At 74.6% G+C, this 20,234-nt stretch carries 18 protein-coding genes; 9 read left to right on the top strand and 9 right to left on the bottom strand.

Annotated features, from left to right (window positions below):
* Positions 1–59 precede the first annotated feature (59 nt).
* Entirely contained in the window at positions 60–710 is a 651-nt protein-coding gene (locus tag ACFV0O_RS28045) for a TetR/AcrR family transcriptional regulator (protein ID WP_380346421.1), read from the bottom strand.
* A 120-nt stretch (positions 711–830) separates the two neighbouring features.
* On the opposite strand from ACFV0O_RS28045, the gene ACFV0O_RS28040 reads away from it, so the two are divergent.
* Positions 831–1,868, top strand: coding sequence for an aldo/keto reductase (locus tag ACFV0O_RS28040; protein ID WP_380346495.1), 1,038 nt, complete (start codon positions 831–833; stop codon positions 1,866–1,868).
* A 25-nt stretch (positions 1,869–1,893) separates the two neighbouring features.
* Here ACFV0O_RS28040 and ACFV0O_RS28035 read toward each other — a convergent pair whose 3' ends face one another.
* Positions 1,894–2,862: an NAD-dependent epimerase/dehydratase family protein gene (locus ACFV0O_RS28035; protein ID WP_380346419.1), complete on the bottom strand. Its 969-nt coding sequence runs from the start codon at positions 2,860–2,862 to the stop codon at positions 1,894–1,896.
* Between the two features lie 398 nt (positions 2,863–3,260).
* Here ACFV0O_RS28035 and ACFV0O_RS28030 point away from each other — a divergent pair, with 398 nt between their 5' ends.
* Positions 3,261–6,020 (top strand): SdrD B-like domain-containing protein, encoded by a 2,760-nt coding sequence (locus tag ACFV0O_RS28030; protein ID WP_380346417.1) that lies wholly within the window; start codon positions 3,261–3,263, stop codon positions 6,018–6,020.
* Positions 6,021–6,174: 154 nt separating this feature from the next.
* Positions 6,175–6,963: a hypothetical protein gene (locus ACFV0O_RS28025; RefSeq protein ID WP_380346415.1), complete on the top strand. Its 789-nt coding sequence runs from the start codon at positions 6,175–6,177 to the stop codon at positions 6,961–6,963.
* 35 nt (positions 6,964–6,998) lie between these two features.
* Here ACFV0O_RS28025 and ACFV0O_RS28020 read toward each other — a convergent pair whose 3' ends face one another.
* Positions 6,999–9,065, bottom strand: a complete 2,067-nt coding sequence (locus ACFV0O_RS28020; protein ID WP_380346413.1) for a DHA2 family efflux MFS transporter permease subunit — start codon at positions 9,063–9,065, stop codon at positions 6,999–7,001.
* A 245-nt stretch (positions 9,066–9,310) separates the two neighbouring features.
* On the opposite strand from ACFV0O_RS28020, the gene ACFV0O_RS28015 reads away from it, so the two are divergent.
* Both ACFV0O_RS28015 and ACFV0O_RS28010 read left to right on the top strand, forming a co-directional pair.
* A complete protein-coding gene (locus ACFV0O_RS28015) occupies positions 9,311–10,810 on the top strand; it encodes an MFS transporter (RefSeq protein WP_380346412.1) in 1,500 nt (499 codons plus the stop codon).
* A complete protein-coding gene (locus ACFV0O_RS28010; RefSeq protein WP_380346410.1) occupies positions 10,807–11,448 on the top strand; it encodes a maleylpyruvate isomerase N-terminal domain-containing protein in 642 nt (213 codons plus the stop codon). The genes ACFV0O_RS28015 and ACFV0O_RS28010 overlap by 4 nt, the downstream gene beginning before the upstream one ends.
* A gap of 175 nt (positions 11,449–11,623) precedes the next feature.
* On the opposite strand, the gene ACFV0O_RS28005 is transcribed toward ACFV0O_RS28010, so the two are convergent.
* The gene (locus ACFV0O_RS28005; protein WP_380346408.1) at positions 11,624–12,529 is read right to left on the bottom strand and encodes an ABC transporter permease; all 906 of its coding nucleotides are present in this window, start codon (positions 12,527–12,529) and stop codon (positions 11,624–11,626) included.
* Positions 12,526–13,470 (bottom strand): ABC transporter ATP-binding protein, encoded by a 945-nt coding sequence (locus tag ACFV0O_RS28000; RefSeq protein ID WP_380346406.1) that lies wholly within the window; start codon positions 13,468–13,470, stop codon positions 12,526–12,528. Before ACFV0O_RS28000 ends, ACFV0O_RS28005 begins: the two co-directional genes overlap by 4 nt.
* A gap of 125 nt (positions 13,471–13,595) precedes the next feature.
* Between ACFV0O_RS28000 and ACFV0O_RS27995 the strand changes: the two genes are divergently transcribed.
* Together ACFV0O_RS27995 and ACFV0O_RS27990 are read left to right on the top strand one after the other, a co-directional pair.
* Positions 13,596–14,786: a sensor histidine kinase gene (locus tag ACFV0O_RS27995; RefSeq protein WP_380346404.1), complete on the top strand. Its 1,191-nt coding sequence runs from the start codon at positions 13,596–13,598 to the stop codon at positions 14,784–14,786.
* Positions 14,783–15,463 carry a response regulator gene (locus ACFV0O_RS27990; protein WP_380346402.1) on the top strand — a complete coding sequence of 227 codons (681 nt, stop codon included), beginning with the start codon at positions 14,783–14,785 and terminating at the stop codon, positions 15,461–15,463. Before ACFV0O_RS27995 ends, ACFV0O_RS27990 begins: the two co-directional genes overlap by 4 nt.
* Positions 15,464–15,502: 39 nt before the next feature.
* On the opposite strand, the gene ACFV0O_RS27985 is transcribed toward ACFV0O_RS27990, so the two are convergent.
* From ACFV0O_RS27985 to ACFV0O_RS27970, 4 genes are all read right to left on the bottom strand, one after another.
* A complete protein-coding gene (locus ACFV0O_RS27985) occupies positions 15,503–16,342 on the bottom strand; it encodes an SAM-dependent methyltransferase (RefSeq protein WP_360261767.1) in 840 nt (279 codons plus the stop codon).
* A gap of 185 nt (positions 16,343–16,527) precedes the next feature.
* Positions 16,528–17,277: a hypothetical protein gene (locus ACFV0O_RS27980; protein WP_380346400.1), complete on the bottom strand. Its 750-nt coding sequence runs from the start codon at positions 17,275–17,277 to the stop codon at positions 16,528–16,530.
* Positions 17,278–17,572: 295 nt separating this feature from the next.
* Positions 17,573–18,574 carry a DUF1648 domain-containing protein gene (locus tag ACFV0O_RS27975; RefSeq protein ID WP_380346398.1) on the bottom strand — a complete coding sequence of 334 codons (1,002 nt, stop codon included), beginning with the start codon at positions 18,572–18,574 and terminating at the stop codon, positions 17,573–17,575.
* Positions 18,571–18,918, bottom strand: coding sequence for a GntR family transcriptional regulator (locus tag ACFV0O_RS27970; protein WP_360261773.1), 348 nt, complete (start codon positions 18,916–18,918; stop codon positions 18,571–18,573). Before ACFV0O_RS27970 ends, ACFV0O_RS27975 begins: the two co-directional genes overlap by 4 nt.
* Positions 18,919–19,172: 254 nt before the next feature.
* Here ACFV0O_RS27970 and ACFV0O_RS27965 point away from each other — a divergent pair, with 254 nt between their 5' ends.
* Positions 19,173–19,721, top strand: a complete 549-nt coding sequence (locus ACFV0O_RS27965) for a universal stress protein (RefSeq protein ID WP_380346396.1) — start codon at positions 19,173–19,175, stop codon at positions 19,719–19,721.
* A gap of 6 nt (positions 19,722–19,727) precedes the next feature.
* Complete coding sequence (locus tag ACFV0O_RS27960) at positions 19,728–20,144, top strand: hypothetical protein (protein WP_380346394.1); 417 nt, start codon at positions 19,728–19,730, stop codon at positions 20,142–20,144.
* Positions 20,145–20,234 lie beyond the last annotated feature (90 nt).

The raw sequence follows: 20,234 nt of genomic DNA, 5'->3' as shown, positions 1-20,234 counted from the left end.
TGCATGCACCGCATTCGACGGCCGCACGACGCGCTTGCGTCGTGCGGCCGTTCGCGCGCTCAGCCGTCGGCCCGCCGGTACGCCCCGGCGCGGGCGGCGGCCTCGGCGGCGGCTGCGGCACGGTCGGCGGCGGCCTCGTCCAGCGGTTCGGCGGTGGTCAGCATCCGGTAGTAGAGCGGAGCCGAGACGGCCCGCACGACCTCCGGCGCGTCGGTGTCCGGCGGGAGTTCGCCGCGTTCGACGGCCTCGGTGACGCACGGCGCCCACTCCTCCACCCGGCGCCGGTAGAAGTGCCGCAGGGCCTCCGCGGCGTCCTCGTCGCAGTTCGCCGCGACGATGACCGCGCGGAACAGCGCGCCCTGGCGGGGGTCGGCGAGGGTGCGCCGGACGAGCCGGGCGTTGGCGCGCAGGTCCTCGGTGAGGGAGCCGCTGCGGGTGCGCGGCAGGGACTGTTCGGCCATGTCCGCGAGCAGGTCGGCGACCAGGGCGGTGGTGCCGCGCCAGCGGCGGTAGACGGTGGTGCGGCCGACCTCGGCCCGCTGGGCGATGTCGCCGAGGTCGAGGCCGCTGAAGCCGTGTTCGACCAGGGCGTCCTCGGTGGCCCGCAGGACGGCGGCGCGGACCCGGGCGGTCCGGCCGCCGGGGCGGACGGTCCCGGGCGAGGAAGGCTCGGGCGGGGAGGGCTCGGGCGAGGAGGGCTCGGCGGTCATTAACGGGATTCCTGTTCCATTAGGCGGCGGCAGTCTGCTAGGTTCACGGCATACTAACGGAACGGGAGTCCCATTAGGGGCTTCGAGGGGAGAACCGCCATGGGCACCGCCGACACCGACATGGAATACCGCCGCCTCGGCGCGTCCGGACTCAAGGTCCCCGCGCTCAGCCTCGGCACCGGCACCTTCGGCGGGCGCGGCCCGCTGTTCGGCGCCTGGGGCACCACCGACGTCCAGGAGGCCCGCCGCCTGCTCGACATCGCCATCGACGCCGGCGTCACCCTGTTCGACACCGCCGACGTCTACTCCGACGGCGCCTCCGAGGAGGTGCTCGGCCAGGCCGTCCGCGGCCGCCGCGACCGGGTCCTCATCTCCACCAAGGCCGGGCTGCCCACCGGCGACGGCCCGCAGGACGCCGGCACCTCCCGCGCCCGCCTCGTCCGGTCCGTCGACGACGCGCTGCGCCGCCTCGGCACCGACCACCTCGACCTGTTCCAGCTGCACGCCTACGACGCGGGCACCCCGATCGAGGAGGTGCTGGCCACCCTGGAGGACCTGGTCCGGGCCGGCAAGGTCCGCTACACCGGCGTCTCCAACTTCTCCGGCTGGCAGCTGATGAAGTCCCTCGCGCTCGCCGAGCGCCACGGCCGCCCCCGCTACGCCGCCCACCAGGTCTACTACTCCCTCGTCGGCCGCGACTACGAGTGGGAGCTGATGCCGCTCGCCCGGGAGGAGGGCGTCGGCGCGCTGGTGTGGAGCCCGCTCGGCTGGGGCCGCCTCACCGGGCGGATCCGCCGCGGACAGCCCCTCCCGGCCGGCAGCCGCCTGCACGACACGGCCGACTACGGCCCGCCGGTGGAGGACGAACTGCTCCACCGGGTGGTCGACGCCCTGGACGAGGTCGCCGCCGAGACCGGACGCACCGTGCCGCAGGTCGCGATCAACTGGCTGCTGCGCCGGCCGACAGTCTCCTCGGTGATCATCGGCGCCCGCAACGAGGAGCAGCTGCGGCAGAACCTCGGCGCGGTCGGCTGGACACTGACCGACGACCAGGTCGCCCGGCTGGACGCGGCGAGTGCCCGCACGGCCCCGTACCCGTACTTCCCCTACCGGCGGCAGGAGGCCTTCGCCCGCCTCAACCCGCCCCTCGCGGGCTGAGGGACGGAGCGCCGGCGCCGCACTTCTACCGGCGGTGCCAGGCGGCGAGGAGCTCGGCCTCCCGTTCGGGCGTCAGGGTCTCCGGCATCGGTTCGAACGCCGGTACGTCGCGGGCCGTGTCGGCCACCGGGCGGAGCCGGAGCCCGCTCGCCAGGGCGGCGGCCGGGTCGGCGGTGTTGGTGGCGCGGAGCTCGGGGCTTCCGGGCCACAGCGGGAGCGCGCGCTCCGGGACGCCGGCGGTGCGCAGGAAGTCCTCGGCGACCCAGGTCACCGTGGTGCCGGCCGGGGCGACGGCCGAGGCGACGGCGTCGAGGAGGTCGCCGAAGGTGAAGGGCGGGGGAGTGGCGGCGTGGAGGGCGCCGGAGGCGTTCCGTTCCAGCAGCGTCAGCATCCACGCGGCGAGGTCGCGGGCGTCGACGACCTGGAGCGGTGCGTCGGGCCGGCCCGGGGCCAGGACCTCGCCGCCCCGGGCGAGCCGCCGCACCCAGTAGTCGAAGCGGTGGGTGTAGTCGTGGGGGCCGATCACGTACGTCGGGCGGACCAGCAACGTCTTCGGGCCGAAGGCCTCCCGGGCCGCGCGCTCGCACTGCACCTTGAGGACGCCGTACGTCTCGCCGGTGACGGCGTCGGGCTCCGGGCCGTCGGCGGGGCGCAGCGGGGAGTCCTCGGTGAAGGCCGGGGCGGCCGGGGTGTCGTACACCGCCATCGACGAGACCAGGAGGTAGTGCCCGGCGGCGCCGGGGTCGAGCGCCGCGGCCAGGTCGCGGACCTGGCGGGGGTAGTAGGCGCTGACGTCGACGGTGGCGTCCCAGCGGCGGCCGCGCAGCGCGGACAGGTCGGCGTCGCGGTCGGCGATCAGGTGGGTGGCGTCGGGGAGCAGGTGGGCGCCGGACCTGCCGCGGTGCAGCACCGTGACGTGGTGTCCGGCGGCGAGGGCCGCCTCGGCGAAGTGGAGGCCGACGAACCTGGTTCCGCCCATGATCAGTATGCGCATCGGGCCATCGTGCCAGAGCGGGTTTCGGCCGCGCCGGGTGGGAGCGGGGGGACGGAAGTCGCCACCGGGGCAGGTGTTTTGGGGCGCGGTGTGTGCGGACGGGGCGGGACCCGTGTTCGATTGTCGACAGGTTCATGCGGTGTCCGGCTGCGGCGGCTCGCGGCGGGTCGCGCTCCTCCGCAGGTCAGCGGGGTCGAGCCGGGCGGAGAGTGCGGTGGTGCGACGGCCGTCGAAACGTCTGACACGCCGTCAAAGTTCCTTGTTTTCCTGCGAACTTCCGTGAGGCCGCTTTAAGCTCCCGTTAACAATGGCGGCTTTCCGCCACACACGAACTCCCTCGCGAGATCGGGCGGCAGACCCCACTGGACAGTGCCCCCAACGTGACGATGAGAGCAGGGATGACGACGACAAGTGAACGAACAGCCGGCGCCGCGCGAGGCGCGGACCGGCGGCGACCGGACGGGCTCGGCCGCCGGACCGCGGCCGGCGCCGTGGCACTCGCCGCGATCGGCGCCTGCTCGTTGGCCGCGGCCCCGTCGGCGTTTCCGCAGACGGGCGACGGCACGGTGACGGTCCGGGTGATCCGGGCCGTGGACACCACCGGCGTGTGGACGCCGGTGCTGGAACCGGGCATGGCGGGCGTGAAGGTGACGCTCACGGACGGCGCCGGTGCCGGCATCGAGGGCACCACGGCGGCCGACGGCACCGTGACCCTGGCCCCGGCCGCGGCCAAGGTGACCGGCGGCAAGTACCGCGTACAGGTGGTGAACCCGAAGCCGGGCGTGCTGTTCCCGGCCTTCGCCTCGCGCGAGGGGCTCACCGGCGCGCCGAACAAGCTCAGCAGCAACGAGGAGTTCGTCGACCTCACCGGCGGCAAGAAGGTGGAACTCACCACGGGTCTGTGGAGCCCGGGTGACTACTGCCAGAAGAACGCGCCGCTGGTGTCGACCTGTCAGCCGGCTCCCAGGGAGGGCGCGTCGGCGCACACCCTGGTCACCTTCCCGTACAGCGCCCGCGGCGTGGCCGGCACCGACGCGACCGTGACCGACCTGGCCACGGCCGAGCAGACCGGCAACATCTACGGCGTCGCGTGGAACCGGGCCGACAAGCGGCTCTTCACCACCGCCTCGGCCAAACGCACCACGGCGTACGGCCCCGGCGGCCCGGGCGCGATCTACGTGACCGACCCGGCGAAGAAGACCACCACCCTCTTCGCGACCGTCCCGGACGCCGGCAGCACGCCGCACGGCCCGGGCGACGACGACGCCTTCCTGCCCGCCGTGGGCAAGGAGAGCCTCGGCGCCGTCAAGATCAGCGACGACGGCAAGGACCTGTTCGTCGTCAACCTCCACGACCGCAAGGTCTACCGCTACGACGCCACCGGGCCGACGGCGGCGGAACCGAAGGCCGCGTACGCCGTCCCCGACCCGGGCTGCCCGGCGGCCGGGGACTGGCGGCCGTACGGCCTCGGGCTGCAGGACGGCACCGGCTACCTCGGCGGTGTCTGCTCCGGCGAGTCGACCGGCAAGGCCTCGGACCTGCGGGCCGTGGTGCTGCCCTTCGACCTCGCCACCGGCACGTTCAAGAAGGCCGTCCTGGAGCAGCCGCTCGACTACCCGCGCGGCAACACGGTCGGCACGGCTTGCCCCGGCGCGGGCTGGTTCCCGTGGCAGGACACCTACCCGGCCACGCAGAACGGTCGGTCCTGCGGCACCGACTACATGGCCAACCCCGAGCCGGCGGTGGCCGAGATCGCGTTCGAGACCGACGGCTCCATGCTGATCGCCTTCCGGGACCGCTTCGGCGACCAGTCGGCGGCCGGACCGACGGCCGGCACGATGGCCAAGGTCCTGCCCGGCGGTGACCTCGACAAGGCCTGCCTGGTGAACGGCACCTACGTGCTGGACACCAACAACGGCTGCGGGGCCACCACCCGGGGCACCCGGTTCTTCGACAACAACCGCATCGGCCACAACAACGCGCTGAACGCCGGAATGGCGTTCTCCAAGGTCGAGGACTCCATCGCGACCTCGGGCTACGACACCAACGGGATGGCGTTCGGCTACGGCCCGGGCTTCGACAAGCGCGACGGCAAGGCCGACGGCGGCCTGCGGCTCAACCCCGTCGGGCCGCTCCCGCCCTTCGGCAAGGGCGCCGCGATGGGCGACCTCGAAGTGCTCTGCGACCAGGCGCCGCTCCAGATCGGCAACCGGGTCTGGTACGACCCCGAGCGCAGCGGCCTCCAACTGCCGGGCCAGCGACCGGTCCCGGGAGCCACCGTCCACCTGTACGACGAGTCGGGAAAGCTCGTCGGCACGACGAAGACCACGGCCCGCGGTGAGTACTACTTCGACGACAGCAACGTCGAGGGCGGCCTCAAGCCGAGGACCAAATACACCATCAAGCTGGACAACCCGGCCGACTACGCCAAGGACGGCCCGCTGTTCCAGTGGGTCGCCACCGAACACGACGTCGGCGACAACCACTTCATCGACTCCAAGGGCATCGTCCCCACCGGCGGCAAGTACCCGGAACGGGCACTCACCACCGGCGGCCCCGGAGAGAACGACCACACCTACGACTTCGGCTTCCGCCAACAGGAGGGCGCGCTGCGCCTGGTCAAGCACGACCAGGACGGCAAACCGCTGGCGGGCGCCAAGTTCCAGCTGTGGCACGAGACGAACGGCACCGACGGGCTGCAGCCGACCGGCGACAAGCCCGACACCAAGGTGGGCGAACCGTGCACCACCGGGGCCGAGGGGCTCTGCCAGGGCAACGGCGTGCCGGGCACCTACTACTGGCAGGAGCTGAGCCCGCCCGAGGGCTACTCGGCCCCGGAGACCACGGTGTTCGGACCGCTCGTGCTCACCTCGGGCAACCTCGACGACGGGGTCTCGGTGACGGCGGTCAACCGGCTGATCCCGACGCCGACCCCGACGCCCACGCCCACACCGACCGAGACCCCGACGCCGCCGCCGACGACGTCGACCCCGGTCCCGGCGCCCCCGGCCCCGCCGGCACCCGCGCCCGGGCACCTGCCCAACACCGGTGCGGGCGCGGCGATCCCGTTCTACGTGGCGGGCGCGGCGGTACTGCTCGTCCTCGGTGCGGCGCTGGTACTGCTGGCCCGTAGGCGCAGGGCCGTCCGGCAGGACTAGCACACCCCGCGCCGGACACCCGGCGCCGGACACCCCGCACCGGCACGCCCCCGTGCCGGTGCGGGATCGGGCGGGTTCGCGGACCACGGTCCCCGGACCCGCCCGACTGCCGTCACCGTCCACCGACGACCCACCCACGAGAGAAGGCACCCGCATGGCCCGGAAGACGAAGACCGAGACCCGGCGGCGGTGGCGGAGCCCCTGGCTCCGGGCGCTGGTCGCGACCGCGGTGTGCGCCACCGCGGCGGGCGGCCTGGTCGTCTACCGGACGGTCTCCGACGAGGCCACCGAACGGCCGGTCACCACGGACGAGGCCGCCCGGCTGGCCCTGTCACGGCTGAACCTCTACCAGGCCAGCCCCGTGGGGGTGACGCTCACCGCCGACGAGGGCGGGGGCGTCGGCATCCGGGTCGAGGGCGTCGTGGACTACCGGACCCACCGGGGCGTCGGCCGCTACCGGACCACCGGGGCGAGCGGCCCCCTCGACCACGGGCTGGTCGTCTGGGACACCGGCGGCCTCGGCCTGGCCCCCGAACCGGCCGGCGTCGACGGCCCGGCCTGGCAGCAGGCCGAGCACGTGCCACGTCAGGGCTGGTCGCCGCGCTCCTACACCGCCGACCCCCTGGACTCCGGGCTGCGCCTGGTGGTCCAGCTCGGCGCGGACCGCCCCGACAACCCGCTGCTGCTCGCCCAGTCCGGGGCGCGCTGGCTGGGCCGCGACCGCATCGACGGTCGCAGCTACGACCGCGTCGCCGGGCCGCGCGCCCAGGGATCCGCGCCCGACGGCGAACGCTCGCCGCTGACGTACTGGGTCGACGGGGACGGCGCCCTGCGGCGGGTGACGATGCGGATGCCCGGCCTGGGCACGCCGACCACGGCGGACTTCACCGGCCACGACGGCAGCGGCGCCGTACTCCCCGAGGCCCCCTGGGTGGCCGGCTGACGGCACCCGCCCGCCGTGCGGCAGTCGACCCGGCCCTAGATCCGCGCGCCGTCCGTCGAGCGGGCGTAGGGCGGGAGGCCGTTGGTGAGGTCCTCGACCAGCAGGCGCCAGGCGACGGCGTCCGCGGCGGTGCGCAGTTGCGGGCTGCGCGGCCGGCCGGCGTCGGCGTCCAGGCGGGCGTTGAGCCAGTCGGACCAGGCGCGGCCGAGGGCCCGGACCTCTCGGGTGCCGGCTTCGGTGTGGACGAGGCGGTCGCCGTCGCGGACGAGGTAGCCCTCGGCCGCCATCCGGTCGAAGACCGGCTCCAGGACCTCGGGCGGGATCCGTTTGCGGGCGGCGATGAGGTCGAGGTCGGCCTGGCCGAGGGCCTCGGCGTGCTGGGCGACCTCCATCAGGGCCCAGGCCCCGGCCAGGTCCACCCGGGTGTCGGCGTCGGCGACGATGCTCCGGACGGTGCGGATGTCCACGCCGCGCACGATCTTGCAGACCGAGTACTCCAGGTGCGGGTCGGAGTCGGAGGTGGTCGGCTGGGCGAAGCCCTCGCCCATGTCGGTGGAGCCGGCCCGGGCGGTGTCGCGCAGTGGCACCTGCTTGAGGAAGAGCGCGACGACGAAGCCGATCACGGCGACCGGGATCGTCCACAGGTACACGGTGTGCAGGGCGTCGGAGTAGGCCTGCACGATCGGTGCGGCCTGTTCGGGGGGCAGTTGGTGCAGGCCCTGGGGGCTCTCGGCGGCGTGGGCGAGGGCTGCGGGGTCGGCGCCGGTGAGCTGTGCGGAGGTGGCGATGCCGTGGCCGAGTTCGGTTTCGAGGCTGTTGGCGTAGATGGTGCCGAACACGGCGGTGCCGAAGGAGCTGCCGATGGTGCGGAAGAAGGTGACCCCGGAGGTGGCGGTGCCGAGGTCGGCGTAGTCGACGGTGTTCTGCACGGCGATGGTGAGCACCTGCATGCTCAGTCCGATGCCGACGCCGAGCACGAACATGTAGAGCGAGGCGAGCGCGGTGCCGGTGCCGGGTTCGAGCCGGGAGAGCAGGTAGAGGCCGAGGGCCATCACGGCCGTGCCGATGATCGGGAACACCCGGTACTTCCCGGTCTTGCTGACGACGTTGCCGCTGCCGATCGAGGCGATCAGCAGACCGATCACCATGGGCAGCATGCGCACGCCGGAGACCGTCGCCGACTCGCCGTCCACGTACTGCAGGAAGGTCGGCAGGAAGGTCAGCGCGCCGAGCATCGCGAAGCCGACGATGAAGCTGAGTACCGAGCAGACCGTGAACACGGGGTTGCGGAACAGCCGCATCGGCAGCATGGGTTCGGCCGCGCGGGTCTCCGCCCAGCAGAACAGTCCGAGCGCCAGCGCTCCGCCGATGAACAGGCTGATGATCACACTGGAGCTCCAGGGGTACTGGTTGCCGCCCCAGCTGGTCGCCAGGATCAGTGCGCCGGCCCCGACCGCGACCAGGGCGATGCCCAGGTAGTCGATCACCGGCCGGGTCGCCGAGCGCACCGAGGGGATGGTCCGGGCGGCGGCGATCACCACCGCGACCGCGATCGGCACGTTGACGTAGAACGCCCAGCGCCAGGACAGATGGTCGGTGAACAGCCCGCCCAGCAGCGGCCCGATGACGGTGGCGACGCCGAACACCGCGCCGATCGCGCCCTGGTACTTGCCGCGTTCGCGCAGCGGGATGACGTCCGCGATGAGCGCCATGGCGGTGACCATCAGGCCGCCCGCGCCGACGCCCTGGACGGCCCGCCAGGCGATCAGCAGGGTCATGTCGGTGGCCAGGCCGCACAGGAAGGAGCCGCCGACGAAGACGATCGCCGAGATCTGGAACAGCAGCTTGCGTCCGTACAGGTCGCCGAACTTGCCGGCCAGCACGGTGGCGACCGTCTCGGCCAGCAGGTAGGCGGTCACCACCCAGGACATGTGCGCGGCCCCGCCGAGGTCCGCGACGATGGTGGGCAGCGCGGTGCCGACGATGGTCTGGTCGAGGGCGGCCAGCAGCATGCCGAGCACGATGGTGCCGAAGACGACGTTGCGCTGCCGGAGGTCCAGTACCGGCGGGGCGGACGGCGGGGTTCCGGTGGCGACGGTCATGCCGTCAGCCTCCGAGGTGCGGGCGCCGCCCGCGATCCGGTTCGACCGTTCGGGTGAGATGGCCGGTGCGGCGGCGGGTACGGCGGTCGGTGCGACGGCAGGTGAGACAGCAGGTGCGACGGCGGGTGCGGCGGAGGTGGCCCGGGTGGCGGTACGGGGGGCGCCGGGCCACGATGGGCCGAATCGGGCCCGCCGCCCACCGGCCGGGCCGAAGGCCGCCCCGGGACCCCGGGAGGAGGCACTTCATGACCCCCGACCCCCCGCGCGGCACCGCGCACCCGGACCGGTCCGGCGCCTCCGCCCCGGCCGGGCGGGCCGATCCGCGGCGCTGGCGGGCACTCACGGTCTGCCTGGTCGCGGGGTTCATGACCCTGCTGGACGTCAGCATCGTCAACGTCGCCCTGCCGACCGTACGGGCCGGGCTGCACATGTCGGAGAGCGGACTGCAGTGGGTGCTCAGCGGCTACGCGCTGGCCTTCGGCCTGGTGCTCGTCCCGTCCGGGCGGCTCGGTGACGCACGCAGCCGGCGGGCCGTCTTCCTCACCGGGCTGGCCCTGTTCACCGCGGCCAGCGCGCTGGCCGGCGCGGCGCAGAACCAGGAGTGGCTGGTACTGGCCCGGCTGTTCCAGGGGGCGGCGGGCGGCGTGCTCGTCCCGCAGGTGTCCGGCTTCATCCAGACCCTCTTCCGTGGGGCCGAGCGCGGCCGGGCGTTCGGCGCGCTCGGCGCCACCATCGGGCTGTCCACCGCCGTCGGACCGCTGCTCGGCGGGCTGCTCATCCACCTCTTCGGCCCGCAGGACGGCTGGCGCTGGGTGTTCCTGGTCAACCTGCCGATCGGCATCGCCGCCCTGCCGCTCGCCCACCGGTTGCTCCCGCCGCCCGCCCCCGCCGCGGAACGGGCCGGGCACCGCGACTTCGACCCGGTCGGCGTGCTGCTGCTCGGCGCGGGCACGGTCGCGCTGCTGCTGCCGTTCGTCCAGGCGCAGCAGTGGCACGGCCCGGCGCGCTGGCTGCTGCTGCCGGTGTCGGCGGTGCTGCTCGCGGCCTTCGTCGGCTGGGAGGTGCACTACGGGCGGCGGCACGAACCGCTGGTGAGCATGGCACTGTTCGCGGTGCGCCCGTACGCGGCGGGGGTGTTGTTGTCGCTGGTGTACTTCGCGGGGTTCACCGCGATCTTCTTCATCTTCACGCTGTACCTGCAGGTCGGACTGCACTACTCGGCGCTGACGGCGGGGCTGGCGATCACCCCGTTCGCGGTCGGCTCGGGTGTGGCCGCCGCAGTGGGCGGGCGGCTGGTGAGCCGGCTCGGCCGACGGCTGGTGGTGGCCGGGTTGCTGCTGGTGCTGGCCGGCCTGCTGGCCTCGGCGCTCGCCGTGGAGCTGTGGTCGGGCCCCCGGGTGGGCTGGACGACGGCGCTGCCGCTGCTGGTCGCCGGGGCCGGCAGTGGGCTGGTGATCGCGCCGAACCAGACGCTGACCCTCCAGCAGGTGCCGGTGGCCAGGGCGGGCAGCGCGGGCGGCGTGCTGCAGACCGCGCAGCGGGTCGGTTCGGCGGTGGGCATCGCGGTCGTCGGCTCGGTGTTCTTCGGCCACGCCCAGGGCCGCCACCCGGACTGGGCGGCGGCCTTCCAGCTGGGCGTGTCGGTCGCGGCCGGCCTGGTGCTGGTGGCGCTGGTCGTGGCGGTGGTGGAGACGGTGTCCGGCGGGTTGCCGGACGGGCCCGGCCTGAGGGGGAACCGATCGTGACGGACGCCCGGGCGGACTTCCTGGCGGCGGCCGGCGCGGCCGAGCGGCTGCTGGGCCACCCCGAGGTGGCCGGGGCGTGGCGCCGGCCGAGCGCTCTGGCGCAGTGGAGCGTCGGGGGGCTCGCCGGGCACCTGGCCTATCAGGTGCTGTGCGTACCGGAGGCCCTGGCCGCCGCGGCGCCGGCCGAGGAGACGGTCGGTCTGCTGGACCACTACGCCCGGGTGGCGTGGATCGGCGCCGGGCCCGAGGCGGAGATCAACGTGCGGATCCGGGAGGGCAGCGAGGCGTTCGCGGCGGCCGGGCCGGCGGCGTTGCACCGGCGGGTCGCCGGCGCGGTCGCGGACCTGACGACCGCCCTGGCGACGGCGGCGGGCGACCGGCCGGCCCGGCTGCCGTTCTGGGGGCCGTGGTCGCTGACCCTCGACGACCTGCTGGCGACCCGCACGATGGAACTGGCCGTCCACGCCGACGACCTGGCGGTCAGCGTCGGGGTGCCGACCCCGGGACTCCCGCCGGAGACCGCCGACTCGGTGGCCGGGCTGCTGGTCCGGCTCGCCGTGCGGCGCCACGGCTGGGTCGGCGTGCTGCGGGCGCTCAGCCGGGCCGAGCGGGCGCCGGGGAGCATCGCGGCGTTCTGAGCCCCGGTCACCGGCGTTCCCGAAGGGCGCGCCGTTCGCGCCGTTCCCGCCATTCGTGGTGTTCTCGCCGGTCGTGCTGTTCCCGCTGTTCGCGCCGTTCGTGCTGTTGCCGACGTTTGCCGGCCGCGCCGTTCCCGACGTTTGCCGGCCGCGCCGCGCCGGACAGGGGCTCGGGTCAGTGGTCCCGGCGGTGGATGACGAACGCCGCGACCGCCACCGAGGCGAGTGACCAGGCCGCGAAGGTGATCCAGGAGCCCGCGACGGTCGCCGGGTACTCGCTGGGGCGCAGACCGGCCAGGGAGATGCGGGCCAGGCGCTGCCAGGCGGGCAGCGGCAGGGCGTGCAACAGGTCGGCCGTCCAGCGGTAGCGCTCGGTGACGAGGGAGGGGACGAAGAACAGCACCACGACGGTGCCCACCACGGCCCCCGCGCTGTGCCGGATCAGCGTGCCGAGGCCGAGACCGACCAACGCGCAGACCGGGCCGAACAGGACGGCCGCCGAGACGTACCGGAGGGCGGCGGGGTCGGTGAGCGACTGCCCGATGCCCAGATCGGCGAGGATCGCCTGACTGGCGCCGAAGGAGACGCCGATGCTGACCACGCCGAAGCCGAACATCACGGCGGCCAGCACGCACGCCTTGGCCGCCAGCACCGCCCGGCGGTCCGGCACGGCCGCCAGCGTCGTGCGGATCAGGCCGGTCGCGTACTCGCCGGCGATGACGATCGCGCCGAGGCCGCCGCCGACGAGCATCAGGACGTCGGCGCAGACGAGGTTGAAGGCGTCGTAGAGGGCCACCTGCGCCATCACCGCGGGATCGCCATCGCCCGGTGTGTAGTGGGCGTGGGTGTACTGGGCGGACTTGAGGCCGGCGCCGATGATCGTGAGGGCGCTGAGGCCGAGTACCCAGGGGATCGAGCGGAGCGACCAGAACTTGATCCACTCGGCGGCGAGCAGGTCACCGAAGCCGCTGGTCTCCGGGGGACCGCTCCGCGGGCTGCCGCTCTGCGGATTGCTGCTCGCCGGGGCGTTGTTCTGCGGGGCGCTGATCTTCGGGGGGCTGATCTTCGGTGCGCTGGTCATCGGGGCTCTCCGGCGAGGTACTCGACGCTGTCGGCGGTCAGTTCCATGAACGCCTCCTCCAGGGAGGCGCTGCGGTCGGTCAGGGCGTGCAGCAACAGCCTGTGCTCCAGGGCGAGTTCGCCGATCCGGGTGGAGCCCAGTCCGGTCACCGTGAGAGCGCCTGCGGTCGTCGCGGTGACGCCCTCCGGTCCGGGGCGGACGGTGGCACCCGCAGCCGTCAACACGGCGGCCAGTCGGTCGGGTTCGGCGGCCCGGACGGTCACGGCGGCGCGGCCCGCGCGGGCCGAGAACTCGGCGAGGCTCTCGTCGGCGATCAGTCGGCCGCGGCCGATGACCACGAGGCGGTCGGCGGTGTGTTCCATCTCGGCCATCATGTGGCTGGAGACGAAGACCGTACGCCCTTCGGCGGCGAGGCGGCGGAGCAGTCCGCGCACCCACAGGACACCTTCCGGGTCCAGGCCGTTGAGCGGCTCGTCGAACAGCAGCACGGGCGGGTCGCCGAGCAGGGCGCCGGCGATGCCGAGCCGCTGCTTCATGCCCAGCGAGTAGCCGCCGATCCGCCGACCGGCGGCCTCGGCGATCCCGACCTCCGTCAGCACCTCGTCCACCCGGCCGAGCGGGATGCGGTTGCTGCGGGCCAGCGCCGACAGATGGGCCCGGGCGCTGCGCCCGCCGTGCACGTCGCCCGCGTCCAGCAGGGCGCCGACGTGGCGCAGGCCGCGCGGGCGGCCGGCGAAGGGCACGCCGTCCACGGTGACGGTGCCTGCGGTGGGGGTGTTGAGGCCCAGGATCATCCGCAGGGTGGTGGACTTGCCGGCGCCGTTGGGGCCGAGGAAGCCGGTGACGGTGCCGGGCAGGACGGTGAAGGTGAGGCGGTCGACGGCGGCCCGGGCGGCGGTGCCGCGGCCGTAGCGTTTGGTCAGCTCGATGAGTTCGATCACGGGACCCACGGTGCCCGGGGCACGGGCCGCGGCACATCGGACCGGTGTCGACACCGGGGGCCACCCCCGGCCGTACAACCACGGGTGGATGACGGCTCGTCGGCCCGCCGATACGATCTTGAATCATGTCCACGACCCCCGCTCCGCCGCTGTTCCGGCGCCTCCCACCCGAGGCGTGGGTCGGGCTCGCCTGGTGCGTGGCCGTCGCCTACCCCGCCGTCCGGCTCGGCGGCGGCGCCGCGCAGCACCACGGCGCCGCCGCGCACGGCGGCTGGGCGTTCACGCTCGCCGACACGGGGGTGGCCTTCGCCGGCGCCGCGCTGGTGCGCCGGCTCCCGGTGCCGTCGGTCGCGCTGCTGCTGATCGCCGCCTGGACCGAGACCGACGGATGGGCCGGGGGGACCCAGGTGCCGCCCGGCGCGCTGCTCGCCGTGGACACCGCGCTCTGCCTGATCACCGCCACCCGGCCGCGCCGCACCTCGCGGGCGGTGTTCGCCCTGGTCATGGGCTTCCTGGTGCTGCACATCGGCCTGGTGCGGGGCAACACCGTCGGCATCTTCACCGGCACCCACATCGGCTCCGCCGACGGCGCCGCCCTGCTCGCGCTGGTCGCCTGGCTGGTCGGCCGCTCGGTGCGGCAGAACCGGGAGCACGCCGAGGCGCTGAGCAGCCGGGCGGCCGACGAGGCGGTCACCGCAGAACGGCTGCGGATCGCCCGGGAGATGCACGACACCGTCGCGCACAGCCTCGGCATCGTCGCCCTGCAGGCGGGCGCCGCCCGCCGGGTCATCGACAGCCGGCCCGAGCGCGCCAAAGCGGCGCTGGGCGAGATCGAGACCGCCGGGCGGGACACCCTGGCCGCGCTGCGCCGGATGCTCGTCGTCCTGCGGCGGGCCGCCGGCGAGACCTCGGCCACCGTGCCGCAGGGTCTGGCCGACCTCGACCGGCTGGCCGGGGCGACCACCGCCGCGGGCGTACGGGTGGAGGTCCTGCGGCACGGCGAACAGCGGCCGCTGCCACCGGAGATCGACCTCGCGGCCTTCCGGATCATCCAGGAGTCGGTCACCAACGTCGTCCGGCACGCGGACTCCGGCGCCTGCGTCGTCTCCGTCGACCACCGGACGGCCGGGGAGCTGTCCGTCGAGGTCACCGATCGGGGCCGGGGGCGCGGCACCGACCCGGGCAGCGGCTTCGGGCTGGCCGGGCTGCGCGAGCGGGTCACCCTGCTGCACGGCGAGTTCGACGCCGGGCCGCGCGCCGACGGCGGCTTCCGGGTCGCCGCCCGGCTGCCGGTCCCGGTGGAGGTGGGACCGTGATCCGGGTCGTGCTGGCCGACGACCAGCCGCTGGTGCGGGCCGCGTTGGAGATGGTCATCGCGGAGACCACCGACATCGAGGTGGCCGGTGAGGCCGGCACCGGGGCCGAGGCCGTCCGACTGGCCGCCGAACTGCGCCCGGACGTCGTGGTGATGGACATCCGGATGCCCGGCACGGACGGCATCGAGGCCACCCGGCTGGTGACCGCCGCCGGCGGCCCGACCAGGGTGGTCGTGCTCACCACCTTCGACGAGGACGAACACGTCTACGCGGCCCTGCACGCCGGGGCGTCCGGCTTCCTGGTCAAGGACATGGCGCTGGACGACATCCTCGGCGCGGTGCGGGTGGTCGCCGCCGGGGAGGCCCTGATCGCGCCGAGCGTGACCCGGCGGCTGATCGGCGCGTTCGTCGCCGGACGGCCGCCGGTGCAGGTGCTCGGGAGGGGCGCGCGCGACGGAGCCGTCCGCCGGCTGGAGGTGATCACCGGGCGCGAGCGCGAGATCCTCACGTTGGTCGGCCGGGGCCTGTCCAACACCGAGATCGCCGCCGAGCTGGTGCTCAGCATCGCCACCGTCAAGACCTACATGACCCGGCTGCTCGCCAAGCTCGACGCCCGCGACCGGGTGCACCTGGTCATCCTGGCCTACGAGGCGGGCCTGGTCTCCGTCGCCGGCTGAGCGCCGACGGACGGCCCGGGCCCGCCCCCTCGGCGCCGTTCAGCGCTTGACCGCGACGCCCGCGTACATCGCGATGTCCCGGTCGCGCACGGGCGCGGCACCGGCGTCCGGGCGCCAGTGGTGGACCAGGGTGACGCCCGGGTCGAGCAGCTCGAAGCCGTCGAAGAAGGCCTCCGTCTCGGCCTTGTCGCGGATCTGCAGCGGGATGCCGCGCGCGTTGTACTCCCGGCCGACGCCGCCCACGCCCACCGGGTCGGTGTCACCGGTGAAGACGGTCAGGGCGAGGAAGCTGCCCGGCGCCAGGGCGTCCATGAAGCGGCGCACGATGCCCTGCGGGTCGTCCTCGTCCAGCACGAAGTGGACGATGGCGATCAGCGACAGCGCCACCGGCTGCGAGAGGTCGAGCACCTCGCGCAGCCGGGCGTTGCCGATGATCGACTCCGGGTCGCGGAAGTCGGCGTCCACGTAACAGGTGCGACCCTCGGGCGTGCTGTCCATCAGCGCACGCGCGTGGGTCAGCACGATCGGGTCGTTGTCCACGTACGCGACCCGGGCCCCGGGCGCGATCCCCTGGGCGATCTCGTGCACGTTCGGCGAGGTGGGGATGCCGGTGCCGATGTCCAGGAACTGCCGCACGCCGTACTGCTCGGTGAGGTGGCGCACCGAACGCTGCATGAAGTCGCGGGTGGTGCGCATCGAGATCGGCAGCGACGGCCAGGCCTGCACCGAGGCGTGCGCGGCGACCCGGTCCGCCTCGAAGTTGGTCTTGCCGCCGATGAGGTAGTCGTAGACCCGGGCGGAGTGCGGGACGTCCATCCGCAGGTCCACCGACGGGTAATCCTGCTGCGGGCCTCGCTCCGCCCGGACCTCGTTCGCCATGCTCGCCCTCCCGTTGGGGATCCGTCACCGGCCGCCGCGGCGGCGGTCCTTGGTGCGCATGGTAACGGTCGTCCGGTACGACGAGATGACAGGGCCTCAGTCTCGCGCCCCGACGGCCCCGACGGCCCGCGACGGCCCCGACGGCCCGGGTCCGGGTGTCAGCCCCGGGCCCTCGGGGCCCGCTGTCACGCCGGGGCCTCCGGCTGGACCGCCTCCGTCACCGCGCCGCCCGGCTGCCGCGGCACGACGGCCCGGTCGGAGTCGCCCCGGTGGTGCGCGGCCAGTTCGCGCGCCGCCCCGATCCAGGCCGCACCGAACGACCACGTCGCCAGCCACTCGCACAGGTACAGCGGCCGCACCGCCCAGTCGTCGCCGACGCCCGTCGCCCCGGCCGCGAGGGAGAGCAGCAGGGCGACCAGGATCAGCACCCCCGCCGCCAGGTAGGCCGCGCCGACCCGGGCCGGCTGGGTCGACCGGGGATTGCGGAAGGAGTAGAGGCAGAACATCGCCAGCATGACGAACAGCAGGCTCGCGAAGACCAGGTGCAGTACCCCGACGGTGCGCTGGAGGGCCGACGCGTCCGACGGGGACGTCGGGCACAGTGCCACCCCGAGTGCGAAGACCCCGGCGGCCGAACTCCACCGGTCGTCCCGGCGGTCGAAGCGGTAGCAGATCAGGAACACCCCGAGCGCGCACAGGGCGCCGACGAAGACGTTCCGCGTGCCGGTGTAGTACGAGGCGCTCATCGAGCCCGGCCAGAAGCCGTCCGTGCTGCGCCCCGTCACCTCGGCGGCCAGCCAGTTGCCGAACGGCAGGGCCGGCGGCAGCAGGATGCCGATCAGGCCGACGCCGAGACGGAGGAATGTGACGGTCCGTTCGTCCTGGACGCCCCGCCGGGCGCCAGGGGAGTTCTGCGCGCGTGAGTCGTGGGTCACGGACGCCTCCTTGCATGCGTACGGGCGCGGGCGCCCGCGGACTTCTCGGGCCGTGTGGGGACAGGGGGCGGATCGGTGCCGACGGGCACCACCTCACCTGAACGGCCGTCAGCTTGTGTACCCGCAAAGACGTTCGGAGCACCACCGAATCGGGTGGTTTACCGGCCGGGCCGGCCCCGGGATTCCCCCGGTGACCAGCGTCGATCAGGCCGCCCCCGGCGGCCCGGCCCGACCCGGGCGCTCGCCGCGGTTGCCCACCCCGGCTGCCCGTCGCGGGCGCCCGCCGCGGCGGACCTTACTGACCGGCCGGCTGTCCGGTGCGCGCGATCAACGCGTTGAGCAGGGCGGCGCCGCGCTCGGCGTCGTCGACACTGACCGCGAAGTCGGTGCCCCGGCGGGTGCGCACCACCAGGCAGCCGCCGCCGCGCAGCATCACCGTGGTGCCGAGCCGGTTGATCCGGTAGCCCCAGCCGCCCGCCTGCGCGGCGGTGCGGTGCTCGGCGCGGGCCGAGGCGAGGTCGGCGGGGGACCAGTGCCGGGCCGGCCGGCCGAACGGGCCGAACCCGACGGTCAGGCCCCGCTCGGTCACCCGGGCCTGGACCGAGGAGCAGGCGAGGACCGCGACCGCGGGAAGCGCGAACGGCAGGACGAACGACCAGTCCAGCCCGGCCAGTCCGCTCGCGGCCGCCAGCACGCCCGCGGCGGCGGCCAGCCCCAGGACGACGGCCAGCAGCTGCAGCCACGGGTTCGCGGCCCGCGACAGCCAGACGAACCGCTCGCCCTCCGGTACGTCCAGCACCGGCGCCCCGGCGTCCGGCCCCTTCCCGGCCGGGCCGCGGAGCTTGCGGCCCGCCAGCCAGGCCAGCGCCCCGGCGGCGGCCGTGGCCGCGAGTACCAGGACCACCTCGATGCCCATCGGCGCGGCGTCCTGCCAGCGGGCGCGGTCCAGGTTCGCGTGCACGATGGCGGTCTGCGCACCCGTCAGCAGCACCCCGCCGGCCACCAGCGTCGCCGCCCCGCTGCCGGGCGACCGCTCGGCGCAGTACCGCTGCAGCAGCGCGGCGACCAGCACCAGGACCAGCCAGACGCCCGCCGGGAACAGCGCGGCCGCCGTCACCGACATTGAGCCGTCCGCGGCCCGGCCGCCCCAGTGGGTGGCCAGCGGGTCCGGCAAGCGGTGGCGCGCCACCAGCGGCAGTGCGACCAGCAGCGCCGTCACGCCGAGCGACCAGGCCGCCGCCCCCCACCACGCGCCCCGGTGGGCCGGCTTCGCCGGCTGTGATCCTTCGTCCGTCACGACATCCCCCTGATCATGTCCACGAGATCGTTCCTGCTGTAGCCGAATCGGGCCGCGTCCTCCACCAACTGCCTTACTCGCTCGGCAAGTTCGGAGCGGGTGTCGGCGCCGGCCGCGATCGTGATGCCGCGGCCCCGACGGAACTCCAGCACCCCCTCGTCGCGCAGCGTCCGCAGTCCGCGCAGCACGGTGTTGGTGTTCACGCCCAGCGCCCGGGACAGCTCCCGGGCGGGCGGCAGTTTGTCCCCGGGGGCGCACTCGCCCTCGGCGACGGCGCGTCGGATCGCGCCCGCGACCTGTTCGTGCAGTGGTCGGGTGTCCCCGACGTCCAGCTTCAGCAACATGGTGCTACTGACGATAGCACCATGTTGGTCTCGGGGCCGGGGCGCGGTGCCTCCCCGCAGCCCGTTCCCGCTCCGGCCCTCGTCGCAGGCTGCTCCCGCTCTCGTCGCAGGCCGCTCCGGCCCCCGCCGTATGGGGTGCGTACGGATCGCTCCCCCGGCCGTCAGGGAGGCGTCAAGGAGCGGGGCGGGCGCCCGCCCCCGCGGTTGGGTGGAGAGCACGAGGCATCACGGCACCCACGACACGAGGACGGACCATGCACGGCAGCGGGCGGCAGCAAGGCGGCGCGGCACCCAGGGTGGTGGTCGGGGTCAGTGGCTCGCTGGGAAGTCTGGCAGCACTGCACCGGGGAGCGGCCGAGGCGCGGGAGCGGGGAGCGGAACTGCTGCCGGTCCTGGCCTGGGAGCCGCCGGGCGGCGAGTTCGGCTACCGGCGGTCGCCCTGCCCGCCGCTGCTCGCCGCCGTCCGGGACGCCGCCGAACAGCGCCTGCGCACGGCCCTCGACGAGGCCTTCGGCGGCGCCGACCCCGGGGTGCCGCTGCGCCCGGTGGTGATCCGGGGCGAGACCGGACCGGCGCTGGTCGACGTCGCCGACCGGCCCGGCGACCTGCTGGTCCTCGGGCGGGGCGGCGGCCTGCTGCGCCGCCGGCTGCGGCGTTCGGTGTCCGCGTACTGCGCGCGGACGGCGGGCTGCCCGGTGCTCACCGTGCCCACCCCCGAACTCCTCGCCGAACTGCGCCAGCTGGAGGCGAGTCACCGGCGCTGGGCCCGGCCCGAGGCCGAACTCCTCCCGGTGCGGGGGTAGTCCGCGATGCGGATGTACTCGGCCCGCCCGGGCGGCACCCGCTACCACCCCGTGCCGGCGCGGCCGTCGGTCGGCACCTCGGGCACGCTCGCCCTGCTCGCGGGCGGCGCGCTGGCGCTCGGACTCGGCGGATTCGGCGCACTGCACTCCGGACGCCCCGCCTTCGTCGCCTATCTGGCCCTGTGCGGCCTGGTCGGCGCCTTCTCCCGGCCGCGGGCCGCACCGCTGGTCGGTCTGGCCGGGTGGCTGTGCGGCAACGCCCTCGCCGAGCACCACCACGCCGAACTCGGCTGGTCCGGCATCCGGTGGGAGGGCGGCCACTACGTGGTGTTCACCGCCGCCGCCCTGCTGCTCGCCGTGCCGGCGGCGCTGCCGCGACGCACCGTACGGGTCTCCGTGGTGCGTCTCGACCCGCCGCACTGAGGCCTCCCCGGACGGCCTCCGTCGCCCCTGGCGGCGGGTTGCTGCCGGGGGGGGGCGGGGGTGGGGGGGGCGGGGGCGGGGCGGGGGGGC

This window comes from Kitasatospora sp. NPDC059577, assembly GCF_042735475.1.
GTDB lineage: Bacteria > Actinomycetota > Actinomycetes > Streptomycetales > Streptomycetaceae > Kitasatospora.
Note: the sequence above shows the minus strand (reverse complement) of the source record. Positions and strands in the feature narration are given on the sequence as shown.

Excerpts from the sequence above, each read along its gene's own strand:
- ACFV0O_RS28045 (WP_380346421.1), bottom strand. The coding sequence starts at position 710 with ATGACCGCCGAGCCCTCCTCGCCCGAGCCCTCCCCGCCCGAGCCTTCC.
- ACFV0O_RS28040 (WP_380346495.1), top strand. The coding sequence starts at position 831 with ATGGAATACCGCCGCCTCGGCGCGTCCGGACTCAAGGTCCCCGCGCTC.
- ACFV0O_RS28035 (WP_380346419.1), bottom strand. The coding sequence starts at position 2,862 with ATGCGCATACTGATCATGGGCGGAACCAGGTTCGTCGGCCTCCACTTC.
- ACFV0O_RS28030 (WP_380346417.1), top strand. The coding sequence starts at position 3,261 with ATGACGACGACAAGTGAACGAACAGCCGGCGCCGCGCGAGGCGCGGAC.
- ACFV0O_RS28025 (WP_380346415.1), top strand. The coding sequence starts at position 6,175 with ATGGCCCGGAAGACGAAGACCGAGACCCGGCGGCGGTGGCGGAGCCCC.
- ACFV0O_RS28020 (WP_380346413.1), bottom strand. The coding sequence starts at position 9,065 with ATGACCGTCGCCACCGGAACCCCGCCGTCCGCCCCGCCGGTACTGGAC.
- ACFV0O_RS28015 (WP_380346412.1), top strand. The coding sequence starts at position 9,311 with ATGACCCCCGACCCCCCGCGCGGCACCGCGCACCCGGACCGGTCCGGC.
- ACFV0O_RS28005 (WP_380346408.1), bottom strand. The coding sequence starts at position 12,529 with ATGACCAGCGCACCGAAGATCAGCCCCCCGAAGATCAGCGCCCCGCAG.
- ACFV0O_RS27995 (WP_380346404.1), top strand. The coding sequence starts at position 13,596 with ATGTCCACGACCCCCGCTCCGCCGCTGTTCCGGCGCCTCCCACCCGAG.
- ACFV0O_RS27985 (WP_360261767.1), bottom strand. The coding sequence starts at position 16,342 with ATGGCGAACGAGGTCCGGGCGGAGCGAGGCCCGCAGCAGGATTACCCG.
- ACFV0O_RS27970 (WP_360261773.1), bottom strand. The coding sequence starts at position 18,918 with ATGTTGCTGAAGCTGGACGTCGGGGACACCCGACCACTGCACGAACAG.
- ACFV0O_RS27965 (WP_380346396.1), top strand. The coding sequence starts at position 19,173 with ATGCACGGCAGCGGGCGGCAGCAAGGCGGCGCGGCACCCAGGGTGGTG.
- ACFV0O_RS27960 (WP_380346394.1), top strand. The coding sequence starts at position 19,728 with ATGCGGATGTACTCGGCCCGCCCGGGCGGCACCCGCTACCACCCCGTG.